The sequence below is a fragment of the Myxococcus sp. MxC21-1 genome (genome assembly GCF_032612255.1).
GTDB classification, from domain to species: Bacteria; Myxococcota; Myxococcia; order Myxococcales; family Myxococcaceae; genus Myxococcus; species Myxococcus virescens.
Window position 1 is genome coordinate 6,952,225 of record NZ_CP123278.1, and the last position, 15,250, is coordinate 6,967,474.

A 15,250-nucleotide genomic window follows, 5' to 3' on the forward strand; every position below is an offset into this window, starting at 1 on the left:
GGGGTGGCGTGATGCTGGAGACGACGGAGACCGCGACGTATCGGCCCCGAGTTCTGGCCGTGGACGTGGAGTCGGGCGGCATGGAGCGGCTGTGCTCCATCCTCGCGCCGGCGGGTTATGACGTGCTGACCGCGAGCGGGCTGGCGGCTGCGGCGGCCGCGGCGGCCCACCAGTCCGCGGACCTGGTGCTGCTCGACGTGGAGCGTCCTGGCACGGACGGCCTCGCGACGTACCGGCGCCTTCAGGACGCGCTGGGAAGCCCGGCCCTCCCCGTGCTCATGCTGACGCCCAGCGCGGACCGGGAGACGCGCCGCGAGGTGCTGGAGGCGGGCGTGGATGACCTGCTCATCACCGAGCCCCTGGACCCGCTGGAGCTGAAGGTCCGCATCCACACGCTGCTGGAACTCAAGGCGCACCGCGAGCGCGGTGGCCAGCGCGCCGAAGCGCTGCAGGACCCGCGCGTCCGCTGGGTGGAGATGGAGCGGCTGGCCCGCGTGGGCACGCTGGCCGCGGACGTGGCACAGAACCTGGGCCGCGTGGGCGAAGGCCTCCAGCGGGCGCTGGAGCACGTTCGCACGCGCGCGCTGCAGGGCCTGCCGCCGGACGCAGACGAGCTCAAGAAGCTGGGCGTGGCCGGCGAGCAGATGCGCCTGCACGGCCAGCACCTGCTGTCGCTGGGCACCACCAATCCGAAGGACATCCAGCGCTTCGACCTGCGCGACCTCGTCCCCGCGGTGGTGGAGCGGATGCGTGACGCCGGCCGCCTCGGCACCGCCGAGGTGAAGGTGCAGCTGCCGGACGAGGCCATCGCCGTCGTCTTCAACCGCCGTCAGCTGGAGCAGGTGCTGGTGGAGCTGCTGGCCAACGCGGTGGACGCGGTGGAGGACGTGACGGACCGCCCGCGTCGCATCCATGTGGGCGTGGAGCTTCCGGACATCTTCGGGGACTTCGGCCCGCGCCTGTACGTGAAGGACACGGGCATCGGCATCTTCGAGGACGAGCTGCAGGCCGTCTTCGAGCCCTACTACACGACGAAGGCGCCCGAGAAGGGCGCCGGGCTGGGCCTCACCGTCGCGCGCACCCTGGTGGAAGCCATGGGCGGCGCGGTGACGGTTCACAGCCGCGTCAACCTGGGCAGCACCTTCACGGTGGAGCTGCCCGAGCAGACGTCGTCCTGGTAGCTAGAAGCGGTAGGCGACGCCGAAGAGCGCTTCCAGCGTGAACTCGGTGTCGTCGATGTCCGGGATGACGGCGGGCCCCAGCCGGACGTTGAAGGTGACGCCCAGCTGGCGGTTGACGAAGTACTCCAGGCCGCCGCCCACGAGGATGGGGAACACCGGACCGATTCCCTCGCCGAAGTAGACGTGGAAGGGGATGTCCAGGCCCAGGTTCACCATGACGGCGCTGCCGGCGGGGATGCCCACCACCAGACCCAGGGGCAGCGCCAGGCCCACGTCGGTGTCATGCCGGTTGAAGTAGAAGAACGGGCCCGGCTGGAACGTGAGCGCCAGCGAGAAGTTGCGCTCCTTGACGAGCTGCAACCGCATCCACGCCTGGAGCTTGATGCCCGGGTCCGTGTAGCGGACCCAGCCCTCGCGGCCCCAGTTGAAGCTGAACTTGCCGCCGATGTCGAAGCGCTCCGAGCCACCGTGCAGCAGGCCCAGGGAGATGCCGGGCCAGCCAATCTGGCCATGGAAGGCGGTGTTGCCCCCTCCCAGCGTTTCACCGGCGAGGACAGACCAACCCTGACCGCGTTGCGCCAGCGCGGTGGCCGGGAGGGCCAGGAAGCAAGCGAGGAGGACTCCGGGGAGCAGTCGCTTCACACGGTACCTTTCTGCGAGGGCCGCCGAGGAGGGCGGGCGGTGGGTGCGGTGCTGCGTCTCTAGACTCATGCCGGCTGCCCGCGCTCACGCGCGAGGCCGAGGAAAGCATCGATGAAGCGGGCCAGCCGGGACTCGGCGCGCGCACGGGCCTGAGCCAGGGGCTCACCGTCCGCGAGCGTCTCCTTCAGCTCGAAGTAATATTTGATTTTCGGCTCGGTGCCAGAGGGGCGCAGCGTGACGCGGCCGCCGCTCTCCAACTCGAGCGCGACGACGTTGGACGGAGGCAGGCCCCGCTCGCCCTTCTTGTAGTCACTCACCGCGCGGACGGCGTCACCGCCAATGTCCTTCGGAGGCGAGGCGCGGAACGCGTCCATGATGCCGCGGATGACCTGCGCGCCCGCCGCGCCGGGGAACGTGAAGTTGCGCTGCGCGCCCACGTACAGGCCATGCGCGCGCTGAATCTCCTCCAGGTAGCCCAGCACCGTGGTGCCGCGCGCCTGGCACCACGCCGCCAGGTCCGCCATGACGAGCGCCGAGCCCACGCCGTCCTTGTCGCGCGTCACCGTGCCCACGGTGTAACCCAGCGCCTCCTCGTAGCCGAAGACGAAGCGGGTGCCCTCGGCCTGCTCGCGCTCCAGCGCGCGGTTGGCGATCCACTTGAAGCCGGTGAGCACCTCGTCACACGCGGCGCCCAGCGAACGCGCGATGTCTCCCAACTGCGCCGAGGAGACGATGGTGGTGACGACGTGCGGCTTCCCCTGCTTCGACCCCTGGGTGAGGACGTAGTGGCCCAGCAGCACGCCCACCTCGTTGCCCGTCAGCAGCCGCAGCGACCCGTCCGCGTCTCGCGCCATGACGGCCAGCCGGTCCGCGTCCGGGTCATTGGCCAGCACCACGTCCGCCTTCACGCGCTCGGCGGTGGCGGTGGCCGGTCCATGGCGCCCGGCTCCTCCGGGTTGGGGAAGCGCACGGTGGGGAAGCGGCCGTCCGGCTGCTGCTGCTCGGCCACGGGGGTGACGCGCGGGAAGCCCGCCTCGCGCAGGGCGCGCACGGCCCAGTCGCCGCCCACGCCGTGCATGGCGGTGTAGACGATGGACAGCGACTCGGAGCCCTTGCCCACCACGCGCAGCCCCAGGATGGCGCGCACGTAGGCGTCGCCGATGGCCGCGGGCAAATCCCGCCACAGGCCCTTGGCGCGCGCATCGGCCGGCGTCAGCAGCGGCACGCGGTTGGCGGGCTCCACCCGGGCGATGGCGGAGGCGATGCCCGTGTCATGCGGCGGGATGATCTGCGCGCCGTTGCCCCAATAGACCTTGTAGCCGTTGTACTCGGGCGGGTTGTGGCTGGCCGTCACCATGACGGCCGCGGCGGCGTTGAGGTGCAGCGCGGCGAAGGCCACCAGCGGCGTGGGTACCGGCTCCGGGAAGACATGGGCGGGGATGCCCTCGGCGGCGAGCACCGCGGCGGTGTCCTCGGCCAGCTCCGCGCTCAGGTTGCGCGCGTCGCGGCCCACCACCACGCCCCGGGTGGCGACGTCCGGCACCTGCTCCTTGAGGTAGCGCGCCAGGCCCGCGGTGGTGCGGCGGATGACGGCGCGGTTCATCCGGTTGGGACCGGCGCCCAGCACGCCGCGCAGGCCCGCGGTGCCGAACTCCAGGTCCTGCGAGAAGCGGTCCTCCAGCTCGGCCCAGTCCGCCTTCGCCAGCAGCGCCGCCAGCTCCGCCGCGGTGGACGGGTCCGGGTCCGCCTGACGCCACGCCTCCGCCCGCTCCTTCAGTCCGGTGGTGTCCATGAGCCCTCGAAGCCTCGTGTAGCCGTTGAGGGCGCGCGAGGCACGGGGCTCGCACGCCGGTTGTTCAGGTGTAGTCGGTCAGCTTGCTGCGGGTGGCGCGGCCCTTGGGGCCGTCCTTGTTGCCCTGGCACGTCACGCAGAACTCCGCGTAGGGCATGGCGCGAAGCCGCCCGAGCGGAATCTCGTCGCCGCACTCCTCGCACTCACCGAACGCGTCCGGGTCGTCGCGCAGCTTGCCCAGCGCCTTGAGCACGCGGGCCAGCACGCCATCCATGTTCCGGTTCCGGTTGGAGGCGATGGCCTGCATCATCTCATTGAGCGGCTGCTCGTCCTCGTCGCCGCCGATGCGCGCGTCATCGGTGCGGTTGGGCTCGATTCTCGACGGCGTCTTCTCCGTCAGCTCCGAGTGGAGCGCGAGCAGCAGCGCCTTGAGCTCGTCTCGCTGTTTCGCGTTCACGGTGTCCGCCCCGGGTCAGTACTTCGAGGAGGAGGTCTGCCCGGAGACGATGGCCACCGACGCGGACGCGCCCAGACGGTTGGCCCCCGCGCGCAGCATCTTCATCGCATCCTCGGCGGAGCGGATGCCGCCCGACGCCTTCACACCCACCGTGTCGCCCACCACCCGGCGCATCAGCGCCACGTCCGCCTCGGTGGCCCCGCCCGGACCGAAGCCCGTGGACGTCTTCACGAAGGCGGCGCCCGCGGCCTTGGAGAGCGAGCAGGCGATGACCTTCTCCTCGTCCGTCAGCAGGGCCGTCTCCAGGATGACCTTCACCGGCACGGGCCGGCTGGCCTCCACGACGGCGGCGATGTCCTGATGCACCAGCGCATAGTCGTGCGCCTTGAGCGCGCCGACGTTCAACACCATGTCGATTTCCCGCGCCCCGGCGCGGATGGACTCCCGGGCCTCGAAGGCCTTGGCGGACGGCAGCGAGGCGCCCAGCGGGAAGCCCACCACGGCGATGGGCACCGTGGACGTGCCAGCCAGCACCCGCGCGGCGGTGGCCACGTGCGTGCTGTTCACGCAGACGGTGGCGAAGCCGTACTGACGGGCCTCCTCGGCCAACTTCACCACGTCCTCGGCGCGAGCCTCGGGCTTGAGCAGCGTGTGGTCGATGTACGGCGCCAGGTCCGCGTGGGAGCGCACCGTCTCCATGGCCACCCGGGCGGTGGACGGGCCCGAGGCTGGAGCACGGGCCCCGGGCGTCTGCCCCTCCTTCCACGCCTCGAGCCGGCGGCGCGCCTGGTTGGCAATGTCCTCGACGAAATGGAAGAGGTCTTCGGAGTCGGACATGCCCGGCCCCTTAGCCCACTTCCAGGCCCTCGGGAAGCGCTCGCGGGAGAAGCGCGCATCATCGGAGCCCCTGGGTGCCAGGGGGGGGGACGGAGCGGTAGAGTCCGCCTCGTGATGTCCTTTGTCCGGTGGCTCGCACTCCTCGTCCTTCTCCTCGCCTCGGTTCCGGGCCAGGCCCTGGCCCAATCGGCCGGCCAGCCACTCACGGTGCATTTCTTCGACGTGGGACAGGGGGACGCCGCGCTCATCATCTCCCCCACCGGCAAGACGGTGCTCATCGACAGCGGCCCGCCCGACGCGCGGCACCGCCTGGAGCAGCGGCTGCGGGAGCTGGTGAAGGAGCCGCTGGACCTCGCCATCCTCACGCACCCCCACCTGGACCACCTGGGAGGCATGTCCACCGCGCTGCGCTCGGTGGGGGCCCGGCGCTTCATGGACCCGGGGTTCGACCACCCGAGCGAGGCGTACCGCGACCTGCTCAACGTCGTGGGCGACGAAGTGGGCCAGGTGATGACGCCCGTTCCCAACCCCCAGGACCCGCGCTCCCTGGTCACCATTGGCCTGGGGGATGGCGCGGCGCTCACCGTGCTGTGGCCGCGCGTGCCGGAAGACCCCTTCCTCACGGGCACCCGCTCGGACCCGAACTCCAACTCCATCGTCGCCAAGCTGACCTACGGCAAGACGGCGTTCCTCTTCACCGGCGACGCCGAGCCGGACACCGAGGCCACGCTGCTGCGCAAGCCCATCGACCTCGCCTCCACCGTGCTGAAGGTCGCCCACCACGGCGGGCGGCACTCGTCCACCGCGGACTTCCTGGCGGCGGTGAAGCCCCAAGCCGCCGTCATCTCCGTGGGCGCGAAGAACGACTACGGCCACCCCACCTCCGCGGTGCTGGAGCGGCTGCGCGCGGTGAAGGCCACCGTGTTCCGCACCGACCAGGACGGCGAGGTGGTGGCGACGAGCGACGGCAACGTCGTCTCCCTGCGCGCGGAGAAGCGCGCAGGGGCGTCGGAGCTGGTTCCCGGAGGCGTGAGGCCCGGCTCGGTCGCGCTCGGGCCCATCACCCGGGGAACGCGCCGGACCAGCACGCCCCGTGGGCGCGGCGCCGCGTCCGCCCCCGCGGAGGCCCCCGGCACCGACTCCACGCAACGCGACACGGACGCGCCCCGATACTTCAGCCTCAAGGGCAGCAAGGTATTTCACAAAGAGAGCTGCCGGACCCTGAAGCGCTCCAAGTCGGACCGCACCGCCTATTCGAGCCGCGCCGAAGCCATGCGCGAGCGCCGCCCCGCCGAGGACTGCCACCCATGAGCTTCCGCCCGCGCGTCCTCCTCCCCGTCCTGCTGGCACTGGCCGCCTGCAAGGAATCGCCGCCACCTCCCCCGCAGCCGGTTGCCACGCGACCGGCGGAGCCCCTCGGCGCTACTTCGGTGGCACCCCGGACGGGAAGCTCCACGTCTACTTCTTCGACGTGGGCCAGGGCGACGCCGCGCTCATCGTGTCGCCGGACGGGTACACCGCGCTGGTGGACACGGGCCCCGCTTCCGCCGCGGAGCACCTGGTCAACCGGCTGCCCGAACTGCTCACGCAGCGGCTGGACCTGGTGGTGCTCACCCACCCGCATTCGGACCACCATGGCGCGCTGGAGCCGGTGTTGAAGCGCGTGGGCGCCGGCAACTGCTGGAGCCGCAGCTGGGCGCCACGCCCAAGGCCTATGACGCCCTGCTCGGCGCCGTGGCCAGCCAGGGCGTGGAGTTCATCTCCCCGTCCCCCTCCCCCGCCACGCCCAACGCGCTCCAGCGGCTGCCCCTGGGCGCGGGCGTGTCCCTCACGGTGCTGTGGCCCCGCGCGCCCACCGAGCCGCTGCTCGACGTACCCGAGGCCGCGCTGGAGGCCAACTCCGTCATCCTCCGGCTCACCTATGGGGACACCGCGGTGCTCTTCATGGCGGACGCGCATGCCCGGACGGTGGACCACCTGCTGGCGCGCAACGCCCCCATGCAGGCCACGCTGCTCAAGGTGGCCGCGCACGGCACCGAAGGGCCCACCACCGCCGCCTTCCTGACGGCCGTGGGGCCTCGCGCCGCCGTCATCTCCGCGGGTGAAGGCAACCTGATTGGCGCCCCCGCGCCGGCCATCCTCGAGCAGTTGGAGACCACCGGCGCGCAGGTGTTCCGCACCGACCTTCACGGCGAGGTGCAGGTGGTGAGCGACGGGAAGACGCTCGTCGTCACGCCGCAGCGCCTGTCGGCGGGCGTCCCGGAGGACACGCGCTACAGCTACCCGGGCCTGGGCACGCCCATGCCCCGGGACACCGCGCTCGCGGGGGACTCCCGGCGCGGGACGGGCCGCTCCGGCACCCGGGACGGCTCGGGCAAGCATCCCACGGGGAAGATGTACACCTTGAGCCTCGACGACCCGACGGACGAAGGGGCGCCCCCCTCTCGCGCGGGCTCGCGCTCGCGAAGCGGGACCTCCGACTCAGGCGCCGTGAAGGTGGGGACCTACGTCGGCAGCGTCCGCAGCGACGTGTTCCACAAGCCCACCTGCCGCAACGTCGTGAAGATCAAGTCATCGAACCTGGTGACCTTCTCCAGCCGGGAAGAGGCCTCGCGCGGACGGCGGCCTGCCCGGGACTGCAACCCCTGAGGAGCCACGCCCCATGACGACCCGGGCCACGCTGGACCGAATCGAAGACGACATCGCCGTGCTGGTGGTGGAGGGCCGCGAGCTGACGCGCCCCCTGAGCGAACTGCCCGCGGGCATCCGGGAGGGAGACGTGCTCGACCTCGACACCCTGGAGGTGGATTCCGAGGCCACCGAGGCCCTGCGCGAGGAGGTGCGCAGGGCCCGCGAGAAGGCGACGCGCGGCAAGAAGCCGCCGCCGACCGGGAGCTTCGACCTCTAGGCGGCTACATCGACTTGGAGAGAACCAGCGGAATCTCCAGGTCCACGTCCTCGCCGGCGAAGGCGGAGAAGACCATCCCCTTCGCGCGGTCACGGATGCAGGTGCCCACGGGGCTGTTGCGGTTCAGGTCCTTGCGGTCGAACGTGGCCGCCTTCACCGTGCCCGAGCTGCCCACGGTGGCCGTCAGCGTCACCTTGCCGCCCTTGAAGGACGGGTTCTTCCGCAGCTCGGCCTCCACGCAGTCACGGAAGGCGGGCTGCGTCTTCGCCAGCACGCGCTCCACCTCTTCGTCGGACGGGCCGCCGACTTCCTCGGTGTCCGCGGCGGCCACTTCCTCGCCGCTGCGCACCGTCGGGTCCACGTCCTTCTTGTCCGGGTCCACGTAGACGGCCTCCAGCGCCCCCTTGGACGGCGCCGCGGCGGCCTCCGGGTCCGCAACCGCGCCGGTGCCACCGGGCGCGGCGGCCGGACGATTGCCCTCCGAGGGGGCACCGGGCGCTTGCCCTCTGCGGGCGGCTTGGGGGCGCGGGCGGCGGCTCACGGCCCATCAGCTTGTCGCGCAGCGCGCCCACGCCTTCCGACGAGAAGATGGGCTGCTCCACCGCGTTGCCGCTGGCGTCCACCGTCTGCACGCGCAGCGGCACCACGCCCAGCGTCTCCGACAGGACATACGCCAGCCCCAGCGGGACGATGAGCAGCAGCAACGCGAAGACGGCGTACTTCCAGGCGGGGTTGCGGCGCGTGACACCCGACTTCTTGGCGAAGTGGCGCGTGTCCTCCACGGCCTTGCCTTCGTCGTCGTCCTCGCCGCCGCCCAGCGCGGCCCGCGGGTCATCGGGGTACGGAACACCGCCGTCGTCCTGGGGCTCCTCGCCGTCACCGCCGTTGCGGTTGCCCGGCAGGTCCAGGTCGGAGAACAGCGCGTCGTCCAGCGGCGCGGCGCTGGCGGCCTGGGGCTGCGGTTGCTGCGCGCGGCGGGTCACCTGGGCCTGCTGCTGAGGCTGCGGCTGCGCGCGCGGCAAGGGGTCGCCGTAATACGTGTTGTCCGGCGCTTCGTCTTCCTCATCCGGCCAGGGCTGCTCGGACTCGGCGTGCCGCGGCTCGGGCTCGGGCTCCGGGATGAAGGCCTGCGGTTCCGGCTCCCGGCGCACGGGCGCGCCGCGCGAGGGGCGTGCAGGCTCGGGCGGAGGCGGCGCGGCGATGGCGGGCGGCGGCGGGGGCGGCTCTGCGACGGGCGGCGGCTCGAAGAGGCCGGCCAGCTCGGGGATGTCCGAACCGCGCTTCCAGTCCGCCATGCCCTGCTGCCAGAAGAAGCTGCGGCCATTCACGGTGTTGGTGGCCACCAGCTCGCGGAGGGCGCCCTCGTCCAGCGGGCCCTCCTGCTTGTTGCGCACCATGACGAACCAGGGCGAACCCGTGGCCTTCATGGGCGCGGCGCGCGTGGGCTCATCGTCCCAGGGCGTCTGCAGCGCGGCCGCGGGCGCCTTCGCCACCGGAGCGGCCGCGATGGGCGCGCTGATGACTGCCGCCGGGGCGGCGCTCGCTTCGGGCTCCGCCAGGGAACGCTCCTGGGCGCGGATGCGCTCCACGTCCGCGAGGGACACCACGCGGGTGTTCTCTTCCTCGGCGGGCCCTTCGACGGTGATGACGTTCTGGCAGTTCTTGCAGCGGACCTTGACCGTCTTGCCGCGGACCTTTTCGTCCGCAATGGAATACCGCTTCTGGCAATTGTCGCAGGTAAAGTTCAAGAGGGGTGTCCAGCTTCCGGGGGAAAACGCGGGCGGGATGCTACCGCTAGAAATCTCCGGCGCAAACCACAGGTTGACTCTGTCTTGCGGCCCAACTATTGAGCCGCCCTCCCCCCTGTCTTCACTCGCCTTTTACACAAGGTGGCGAATGCCGGCGAAGGACCTCGGAACAAAACACGTCTGCTTCAAGTGCCAGACGAAGTTCTACGACATGAAGAAGCCGGACCCGATCTGCCCGAAGTGTGGGGCGGATCAGCGGGAAAGCCCGGCGCTCAAGCCCCAGCCCGAGGGAAGGCGTGGCCGTCTCGCCGCTGCCCCGAAGGTCATTGAGCCTATTGAACCGGAGGAACCCGCCGGTCGCGGCGAAGACGACGAGGAGGAGCTGGACTCCTTCGACGACGACGAGGCGGCGGGAGGCGATAGCGAAGAGGACGAAATCTAGGTTCGCAAACAACGAGGGGCTCCACGGCACAAGCCGGGAGCCCCTTCGCTTTTCAGGCCGGGGGGCTCGCGCCCGGACGGCCAGGCCTCAGTTGGATGAGGCGGGCGTCAGCTCCACCAGCGCGCGGCGGAGCTGCTCGTACAGGGTCGGCCCCATCTCCTGCATGCCGATGGGCCGAACCGCCGCCTTGCGGGGCGCCTCCAGGCCGCGCATGCCGTTGCTCGGGAATGCTTGCTTCTTTGGTTGCTGCTGCATGACTCGGCCCCCTCTTCTCGGTCGTGGCTTCTGCCGCCCGCATAACAATTTTTCTGTCGGAACGGAAACGCCAATCGATTCGCGGCTTCTCAACCTTTTAGACGTCGAGCGCCGGAATCCTTCAAGGGTACGGGCTGGCGGGCTACTTCAGGTCGGCCACCGGCCACTCCGCGTCCACCTGGACGCGCTCGCCGGCGCGAACCGTCACGGTGCGGGCTTGCTCTGGAAGCCGCTCGTGCCAGAGGACCAGGGTGTGGGTGCCCTCGGGGACCTCCAGTTGGAAGCGTCCGTCCGCGCCGCTGGTCGCGAAGTACCCATGGTTGAAGGTGCGCACGCGCGCGCGCATCCACGGATGGATGTCGCAGTGGATGGGGACCTCACCTGGCTCGGCGGGAAGCTGCCGCTTCACCGTCATGCCTTCCAGCGGCATGGCCACGTTGAAGAAGGCGCGGTTCGTTCCGGAGGCGGCGCGAACGTTGTGGACCAAGGGGTCCGAGTTGCGGATGACCAGGGTGCTGCCGGTGCGAGCGGCCAGCACGGGCGGGTCATAGACACACTGCTTCTGGTCCAGCACGGGCTCCGGCGCGGCGCGCGTGGACGCGGGCAGCGCGTGGCCGTCTCTAAGGGAAACCACGGTGTGGGCCAACGCGCCCTCGCTTCCCACCACGAGCGTGCGCTCCTCCGTCTCCTCGCCACACACGGAGACGACGGTGCCGATGGTGGGCTGGCGGGCGGGTGCGGGGGCGTGCCGGCAAGACGGACGCGCCCCTCGATGACACCCCACTTCGTGTTCGTGGCGGCGGGCGCGATGGCCGGCGAAGTGGTGGTGGCGGGAGGCGGGGACGCGGACTCCTTGCAGGCAGGAGTGAGCGCGCAGAGAACGATGACGAAGGATGGACGAAGCACGCGCTCCGGTCTAACGGGTGCGTGAAGCTGTTTCAAATGCAGCATGGCAGCAAGGGCCACGAGGGATGACTCGTGGCCTATTTGGACGTTGGACCCTCATTAACCTTGTTGGTACAAGAACTAGGCCGTTGCCGTACACGGTGCGGCCCTGTGGGAGGCAGCAACTTTGCGGGAGAAATTGAAAGCGCTGGCGGAGCTGCAGAACGTGGACCTCGAGGTCGCCTCGCTCCGAAAGGCCGCGGACGTTCACCCCCGTCAGATTGCCGAGTTGGAGCGGGAACTGGGTGTGGCCCGCAGCGCCATCGAGGCGGAACGGGCACGCGTCTCCGACATGGAGAAGCAGAAGGCCCAGCTCGAGCAGAACATCACGGACGAGAAGGACAAGGTGAAGAAGTGGGAGACGCGGCTCAGCGAGCAGCGTTCCACCCGCGAGTACTCCGCCCTGGCCCGTGAAATCGACATCGCCAAGAAGGCCAATCTGACGATGGCGGAGGAGCTGACGGAGCTGACGAAGCAGCTCGGCGGCGCTCGCGAGGCCATCAAGAGCAAGGAGGCCGATTACGCGACGAAGCAGCAGGGCCTGTCCGGCCGGATGACGGAGCTGCGCGGCAAGCTGGGCGAGGCCGAGTCGCAGGTGAAGGGGCTGGAAGGTCGTCGTGCCGAAGTGGCCTCGAGCGTGGATGCCACCCTGCTGCGCCGCTACGAGGTGGTGCGCAAGAAGAAGCTGCCCGCCATGGTCGGCGTGGTCGCCGGCACCTGCCAGGGCTGCAACATGAACGTGCCCCCGCAGCTCTACAACCAGCTCCGCACCGGGCTGGGCACGGACATCTGCCCTTCGTGCAACCGCATCATCTACGCGGTGGAAGCGCTGCAGGAAACCCCGGCGGCGTCGAAGTAGCGGCACGGCTTCGTGGACATGCCCGCGCCGTCCATCATCGACATCCTCCGCCACATCGCGCGTGAGGAGCCGTTGCAAGGGACGGTACGTGCGTTCCGAGGCCTCACCCGGGAACACCTCGGGCAGCTCATCGAGGATGCCGCACAGCGGCTCGGCGGGATGTCGCCAGCCTCCGCTGCGTCGGCTCCGAGCACGCAGATGCCGGCTGGGGCCATGAGCCCGCCGGTGGATGCGGCGCCCGCTTCCGAATCGCATCCGCGGCTGCGCGTCTATTCAGATGGCGCGGCTCGGGGCAACCCAGGGCCCGCGGGCGCGGGCGCGGTGCTGATGGACCCCGAGGGCAACGTGGTGGCCCGGCTCGGGCGGTTCCTGGGGCATCAGACCAACAACTGCGCGGAGTACATGGGCCTGCTGCTGGGCCTGAAGCATGCGCAGTCGCTGGGCGCGCGCGAGGTGGAGGTCTTCGCGGACAGCGAGCTGCTGATTCGTCAGCTCGGCGGGCGCTACCAGGTGAAGAGCCCGACGCTCAAGCCGCTGTATGAAGAAGCGCGGAAGCTGCTCAAGGGCTTCACCAAGGTGAAGCTGCACCACGTCCCCCGCGCGCAGAACGCCGAGGCGGATGAGATGAGCAACCGCGCGATTGATGAGCGGCTGTAACTCGCGAGGGCGTGCGTTAGTCCTCGTCACCGAAGTAATCGAGGTCGAGCTTCTTCACCGTGTACGTCACGACCTCGGTGACTCCGACGCCGTGGTCAATCATCAACTTGGCGAGCTCGACGCCATTGATGAGGACGATCTTCTTCTCGATCTGCTTCACGTAGTCCCGGGCCTCCCGGCTGAAGTCCGAGGTCGTGATGAGCACACCCTTCCGTGCCCGTTGTCCCTCAAGGCTGCCAGCGAACGCCTGAACCACGGGCCTGCCAACCGTGTTGGTCCACCGCTTCGCCTGGATGTAGACGACATCGAGCCCAAGGCGGTCCTCCTTGATGATACCGTCAATGCCCTCGTCGCCGCTCTGCCCGACGGCCTGCCCGGCGTCCTTGCGCGAGCCGCCGTAACCCATGATCACCAGCAAATCGACAACCAGCTTCTCGAAGAACTGCGGGTCACAAGCTTTGATGCGATCAAGGAGTTCGTCCGCGAGGCGCCTCCGCAGTTCCTGGTAGCTCTCTTCGAGGAGCTCCTCCGGGGTCTCCGTGGCTGACGGAAGCTCCGGTGCGGAGGGCTCCGCTTCAGCGGCATCATGCCGGAGTGCCGCGAAGGCGTTGTACTCCGGGAACTGCTCCAGGAACTTCATGTCGATGCGGCTCGGCCTGCGCTGGAGCACCTCTCGGCCTCGGGAGGTGATGCGGAACCGCCCGCGCCCGTTCGGCTCCACGAGGCCGGCCTTCTGCAAGTAGGTCTTCGCCCAGCCGACTCGGTTATGGAGGCGCCGTTGGCGGCCACTGGGGAGCAACTCGTTGCGCTCCTCCTCAGTGGCCTTGAACTCCACGGCGATGGCCTCCACGGCCTCGCGGAGCGTGTGGTCCTTGCCGTCCTGAGCGAGTTGGAGGACCGGGAGCATCGCGCTCTGAAAGTCGGGGATGGGCATGATCAGGCAGCATTCGTCTTGCGGCGTCGCTTCAGGCGAGCGCCAATCGTGTTGTCGGCGGACTGTTCCCGTTCTGTTCGGATCCGCTGGAGGAGGGCCGAGGCGGGCTCGTCTGTTGGGTCCTGAGGCACAAGCTCACCCCGGAAGGCTTTCGTGAGTACCGCTTGGTCAAAAGACTCAAGCCTTCGCGCCTGCTCCCGCGCGACATCCATGACGCGATTGGCTCGGGCCAGTGCTTTGTCAATCCGAGAGACGATTGCACGCTGTTCATCCATCGGTGGGACCGGAACGACTAAGGCTCGGAGCTTGGTACCGTTCACATTGGCCTGCCCCACCTGCTGACTCACCACTGATGCCACCCACTCACGCCCGGAAGGACCGTTGATAAAGTGAGACAAGAGCAAGGGAGAGTAGTGAATGACACGCACGCGCAACAGGTAGGACGCGAACGATGTAGAACTGGGTTCACCGCAGTAGACGGCTGTTTTTCCTACGAGTTCGGGACTGTTAGTCCGATTGAACAACACATCTCCCGGCGTGAGTAGCAAGCCCGGAAACTCGCTGTGGTCCCTGGGGAGAAACTTCAGGTCCGCGAGTTCGAGCTTTCCATCTTGGATGTTGCCCATCCGGAGCACTGGTACTCCGCTAGAGTCATCGTTGGTCTTAGCAGACGTACCGTAGACTGTCTCTTCGGCAAGCTCGTCAACTGTCGCCCATGCCCAGCCAGCCGGCAGAACGCCTGTTGTCTTCGTTGCAGGGACACCGGCTTCATACCTCTCCATCCACTTGTCATCCCTGGGCGCCTTCCCCTTTGCCCGCATCCGATCCAATTCGGCCAATTCCCAGCGGCGGCGCCTCTCGAAGCGAATTCGCTCCAGTAACTTAAAGGCGTGCTCCACGTCCGGGTTGGCAGCGCGCCAGTCCCGTGTCAGGTCGCCTCGGAACGCGGCCGCGAGCACCGACTGCCGGAATCGCTCCAGCAGCGCCGGGATGGCGTCCAGGGCTTCCTTCGCGCGACGGCTGCGGGCCAGGAGGGCTTCGAGTTTGGCGACGATGCGGCGCTGCTCGTGAGCAGGAGGAAGGGGCAGCGGCAGGGAGCGCACCGTCTCACCATTGATCTTCGGCATGTTGCCAGCCGTGCCCGTTGCTTTCGCCCTGAAGTACTCTCGCGCACCATACGAGTTCAAATAGCGCCAAACGTAGTGCCGTAGCTCTGGCGCTCGAATCCGAACGCGCATCATGAGGTCCGGGTAGATGTACTGGGCCTTCGGGCCATCGTAGATCGCGGCAGCACCTACATAGTCGAGCGTGTTCGCACGCTGAATTAGAAGATCGCCAGGCTCAAGCCAGTACTTTGAGTCTGGTGCTATCTGTTCGGTGACTCGTTTGACGGTTGAGTCGCCCAACCGCATCTCGCCACTCGTTGTGGCGGAGAGCTTCAGCGTGAGAGGGCCAGCGCCATCGGCACTACTCGTAGGCGAGTAGCCGTTAGATGGACCATCCGAAACCACCTCGCCCAGCGATGTCAGCAGCCACCCTGGAGGCAATGAACTAGGCCCGCTCACTGCCAACCTCATTCCTCTCCAACAGCGT

The 15,250-nt window shown here is 69.1% G+C and carries 17 protein-coding genes and 2 pseudogenes; 8 read left to right on the forward strand and 11 right to left on the reverse strand.

The features are described 5' to 3' along the window. Positions 1–11 precede the first annotated feature (11 nt). The gene (locus QEG98_RS30900; protein ID WP_090490276.1) at positions 12–1,181 is read left to right on the forward strand and encodes a sensor histidine kinase; all 1,170 of its coding nucleotides are present in this window, start codon (positions 12–14) and stop codon (positions 1,179–1,181) included. Here QEG98_RS30900 and QEG98_RS30905 read toward each other — a convergent pair whose 3' ends face one another. From QEG98_RS30905 to deoC, 4 genes and pseudogenes are all read right to left on the reverse strand, one after another. Further along, the gene (locus QEG98_RS30905) at positions 1,182–1,823 is read right to left on the reverse strand and encodes a hypothetical protein (protein WP_316563849.1); all 642 of its coding nucleotides are present in this window, start codon (positions 1,821–1,823) and stop codon (positions 1,182–1,184) included. Positions 1,824–1,888: 65 nt separating this feature from the next. Further along, positions 1,889–3,615: pseudogene (locus QEG98_RS30910) on the reverse strand (phospho-sugar mutase). A 64-nt stretch (positions 3,616–3,679) separates the two neighbouring features. Next, on the reverse strand, positions 3,680–4,072 hold the full coding sequence (locus QEG98_RS30915; RefSeq protein ID WP_090490279.1) for a TraR/DksA family transcriptional regulator: 393 nt from the start codon (positions 4,070–4,072) through the stop codon (positions 3,680–3,682). 15 nt (positions 4,073–4,087) lie between these two features. Beyond that, positions 4,088–4,909 carry a deoxyribose-phosphate aldolase gene (deoC, locus tag QEG98_RS30920; protein ID WP_090490280.1) on the reverse strand — a complete coding sequence of 274 codons (822 nt, stop codon included), beginning with the start codon at positions 4,907–4,909 and terminating at the stop codon, positions 4,088–4,090. A gap of 114 nt (positions 4,910–5,023) precedes the next feature. Here deoC and QEG98_RS30925 point away from each other — a divergent pair, with 114 nt between their 5' ends. After that, the gene (locus tag QEG98_RS30925; protein WP_316567991.1) at positions 5,024–6,220 is read left to right on the forward strand and encodes a ComEC/Rec2 family competence protein; all 1,197 of its coding nucleotides are present in this window, start codon (positions 5,024–5,026) and stop codon (positions 6,218–6,220) included. A 147-nt stretch (positions 6,221–6,367) separates the two neighbouring features. On the opposite strand, the gene QEG98_RS30930 is transcribed toward QEG98_RS30925, so the two are convergent. Continuing rightward, entirely contained in the window at positions 6,368–6,496 is a 129-nt protein-coding gene (locus QEG98_RS30930; protein ID WP_316563850.1) for a hypothetical protein, read from the reverse strand. On the opposite strand from QEG98_RS30930, the pseudogene QEG98_RS42335 reads away from it, so the two are divergent. From QEG98_RS42335 to QEG98_RS30940, 3 genes and pseudogenes are all read left to right on the forward strand, one after another. Beyond that, positions 6,435–6,560 (forward strand): annotated as a pseudogene (locus QEG98_RS42335) (MBL fold metallo-hydrolase); the annotation flags it as partial. The gene QEG98_RS30930 and the pseudogene QEG98_RS42335 sit on opposite strands and share 62 nt — an antisense overlap. An 83-nt stretch (positions 6,561–6,643) precedes the next feature. Then, the gene (locus tag QEG98_RS30935; protein WP_316563851.1) at positions 6,644–7,558 is read left to right on the forward strand and encodes a hypothetical protein; all 915 of its coding nucleotides are present in this window, start codon (positions 6,644–6,646) and stop codon (positions 7,556–7,558) included. Between the two features lie 13 nt (positions 7,559–7,571). Beyond that, entirely contained in the window at positions 7,572–7,817 is a 246-nt protein-coding gene (locus QEG98_RS30940) for a DUF3006 domain-containing protein (protein WP_316563852.1), read from the forward strand. A gap of 4 nt (positions 7,818–7,821) precedes the next feature. Here the strand turns inward: QEG98_RS30940 and QEG98_RS30945 are convergent, their stop codons facing one another. Next, the gene (locus tag QEG98_RS30945; protein ID WP_316563853.1) at positions 7,822–8,091 is read right to left on the reverse strand and encodes an AgmX/PglI C-terminal domain-containing protein; all 270 of its coding nucleotides are present in this window, start codon (positions 8,089–8,091) and stop codon (positions 7,822–7,824) included. Beyond that, entirely contained in the window at positions 8,060–9,565 is a 1,506-nt protein-coding gene (locus QEG98_RS30950) for a GYF domain-containing protein (RefSeq protein ID WP_316563854.1), read from the reverse strand. The genes QEG98_RS30945 and QEG98_RS30950 overlap by 32 nt, the downstream gene beginning before the upstream one ends. Before the next feature lie 148 nt (positions 9,566–9,713). On the opposite strand from QEG98_RS30950, the gene QEG98_RS30955 reads away from it, so the two are divergent. Beyond that, the gene (locus QEG98_RS30955; RefSeq protein WP_090490285.1) at positions 9,714–10,007 is read left to right on the forward strand and encodes a TIGR02300 family protein; all 294 of its coding nucleotides are present in this window, start codon (positions 9,714–9,716) and stop codon (positions 10,005–10,007) included. A gap of 87 nt (positions 10,008–10,094) precedes the next feature. Here the strand turns inward: QEG98_RS30955 and QEG98_RS30960 are convergent, their stop codons facing one another. After that, the gene (locus QEG98_RS30960) at positions 10,095–10,262 is read right to left on the reverse strand and encodes a hypothetical protein (protein ID WP_163884686.1); all 168 of its coding nucleotides are present in this window, start codon (positions 10,260–10,262) and stop codon (positions 10,095–10,097) included. Between the two features lie 142 nt (positions 10,263–10,404). After that, a complete protein-coding gene (locus QEG98_RS30965) occupies positions 10,405–10,962 on the reverse strand; it encodes a hypothetical protein (protein ID WP_316563855.1) in 558 nt (185 codons plus the stop codon). A 372-nt stretch (positions 10,963–11,334) separates the two neighbouring features. Between QEG98_RS30965 and QEG98_RS30970 the strand changes: the two genes are divergently transcribed. Further along, positions 11,335–12,066 carry a zinc ribbon domain-containing protein gene (locus QEG98_RS30970; RefSeq protein ID WP_141593675.1) on the forward strand — a complete coding sequence of 244 codons (732 nt, stop codon included), beginning with the start codon at positions 11,335–11,337 and terminating at the stop codon, positions 12,064–12,066. Positions 12,067–12,084: 18 nt separating this feature from the next. Further along, positions 12,085–12,723: a ribonuclease HI family protein gene (locus QEG98_RS30975; protein WP_316563856.1), complete on the forward strand. Its 639-nt coding sequence runs from the start codon at positions 12,085–12,087 to the stop codon at positions 12,721–12,723. 16 nt (positions 12,724–12,739) lie between these two features. On the opposite strand, the gene QEG98_RS30980 is transcribed toward QEG98_RS30975, so the two are convergent. After that, entirely contained in the window at positions 12,740–13,657 is a 918-nt protein-coding gene (locus QEG98_RS30980) for a restriction endonuclease (RefSeq protein ID WP_316563857.1), read from the reverse strand. 2 nt (positions 13,658–13,659) lie between these two features. Beyond that, positions 13,660–15,069 carry a restriction endonuclease subunit S gene (locus QEG98_RS30985; RefSeq protein WP_316563858.1) on the reverse strand — a complete coding sequence of 470 codons (1,410 nt, stop codon included), beginning with the start codon at positions 15,067–15,069 and terminating at the stop codon, positions 13,660–13,662. Between the last annotated feature and the right edge of the window lie 181 nt (positions 15,070–15,250).

Excerpts from the sequence above, each read along its gene's own strand:
- QEG98_RS30900 (WP_090490276.1), top strand. The coding sequence starts at position 12 with ATGCTGGAGACGACGGAGACCGCGACGTATCGGCCCCGAGTTCTGGCC.
- deoC (WP_090490280.1), bottom strand. The coding sequence starts at position 4,909 with ATGTCCGACTCCGAAGACCTCTTCCATTTCGTCGAGGACATTGCCAAC.
- QEG98_RS30925 (WP_316567991.1), top strand. The coding sequence starts at position 5,024 with ATGTCCTTTGTCCGGTGGCTCGCACTCCTCGTCCTTCTCCTCGCCTCG.
- QEG98_RS30940 (WP_316563852.1), top strand. The coding sequence starts at position 7,572 with ATGACGACCCGGGCCACGCTGGACCGAATCGAAGACGACATCGCCGTG.
- QEG98_RS30955 (WP_090490285.1), top strand. The coding sequence starts at position 9,714 with ATGCCGGCGAAGGACCTCGGAACAAAACACGTCTGCTTCAAGTGCCAG.
- QEG98_RS30960 (WP_163884686.1), bottom strand. The coding sequence starts at position 10,262 with ATGCAGCAGCAACCAAAGAAGCAAGCATTCCCGAGCAACGGCATGCGC.
- QEG98_RS30975 (WP_316563856.1), top strand. The coding sequence starts at position 12,085 with ATGCCCGCGCCGTCCATCATCGACATCCTCCGCCACATCGCGCGTGAG.
- QEG98_RS30980 (WP_316563857.1), bottom strand. The coding sequence starts at position 13,657 with ATGCCCATCCCCGACTTTCAGAGCGCGATGCTCCCGGTCCTCCAACTC.
- QEG98_RS30985 (WP_316563858.1), bottom strand. The coding sequence starts at position 15,069 with ATGCGGTTGGGCGACTCAACCGTCAAACGAGTCACCGAACAGATAGCA.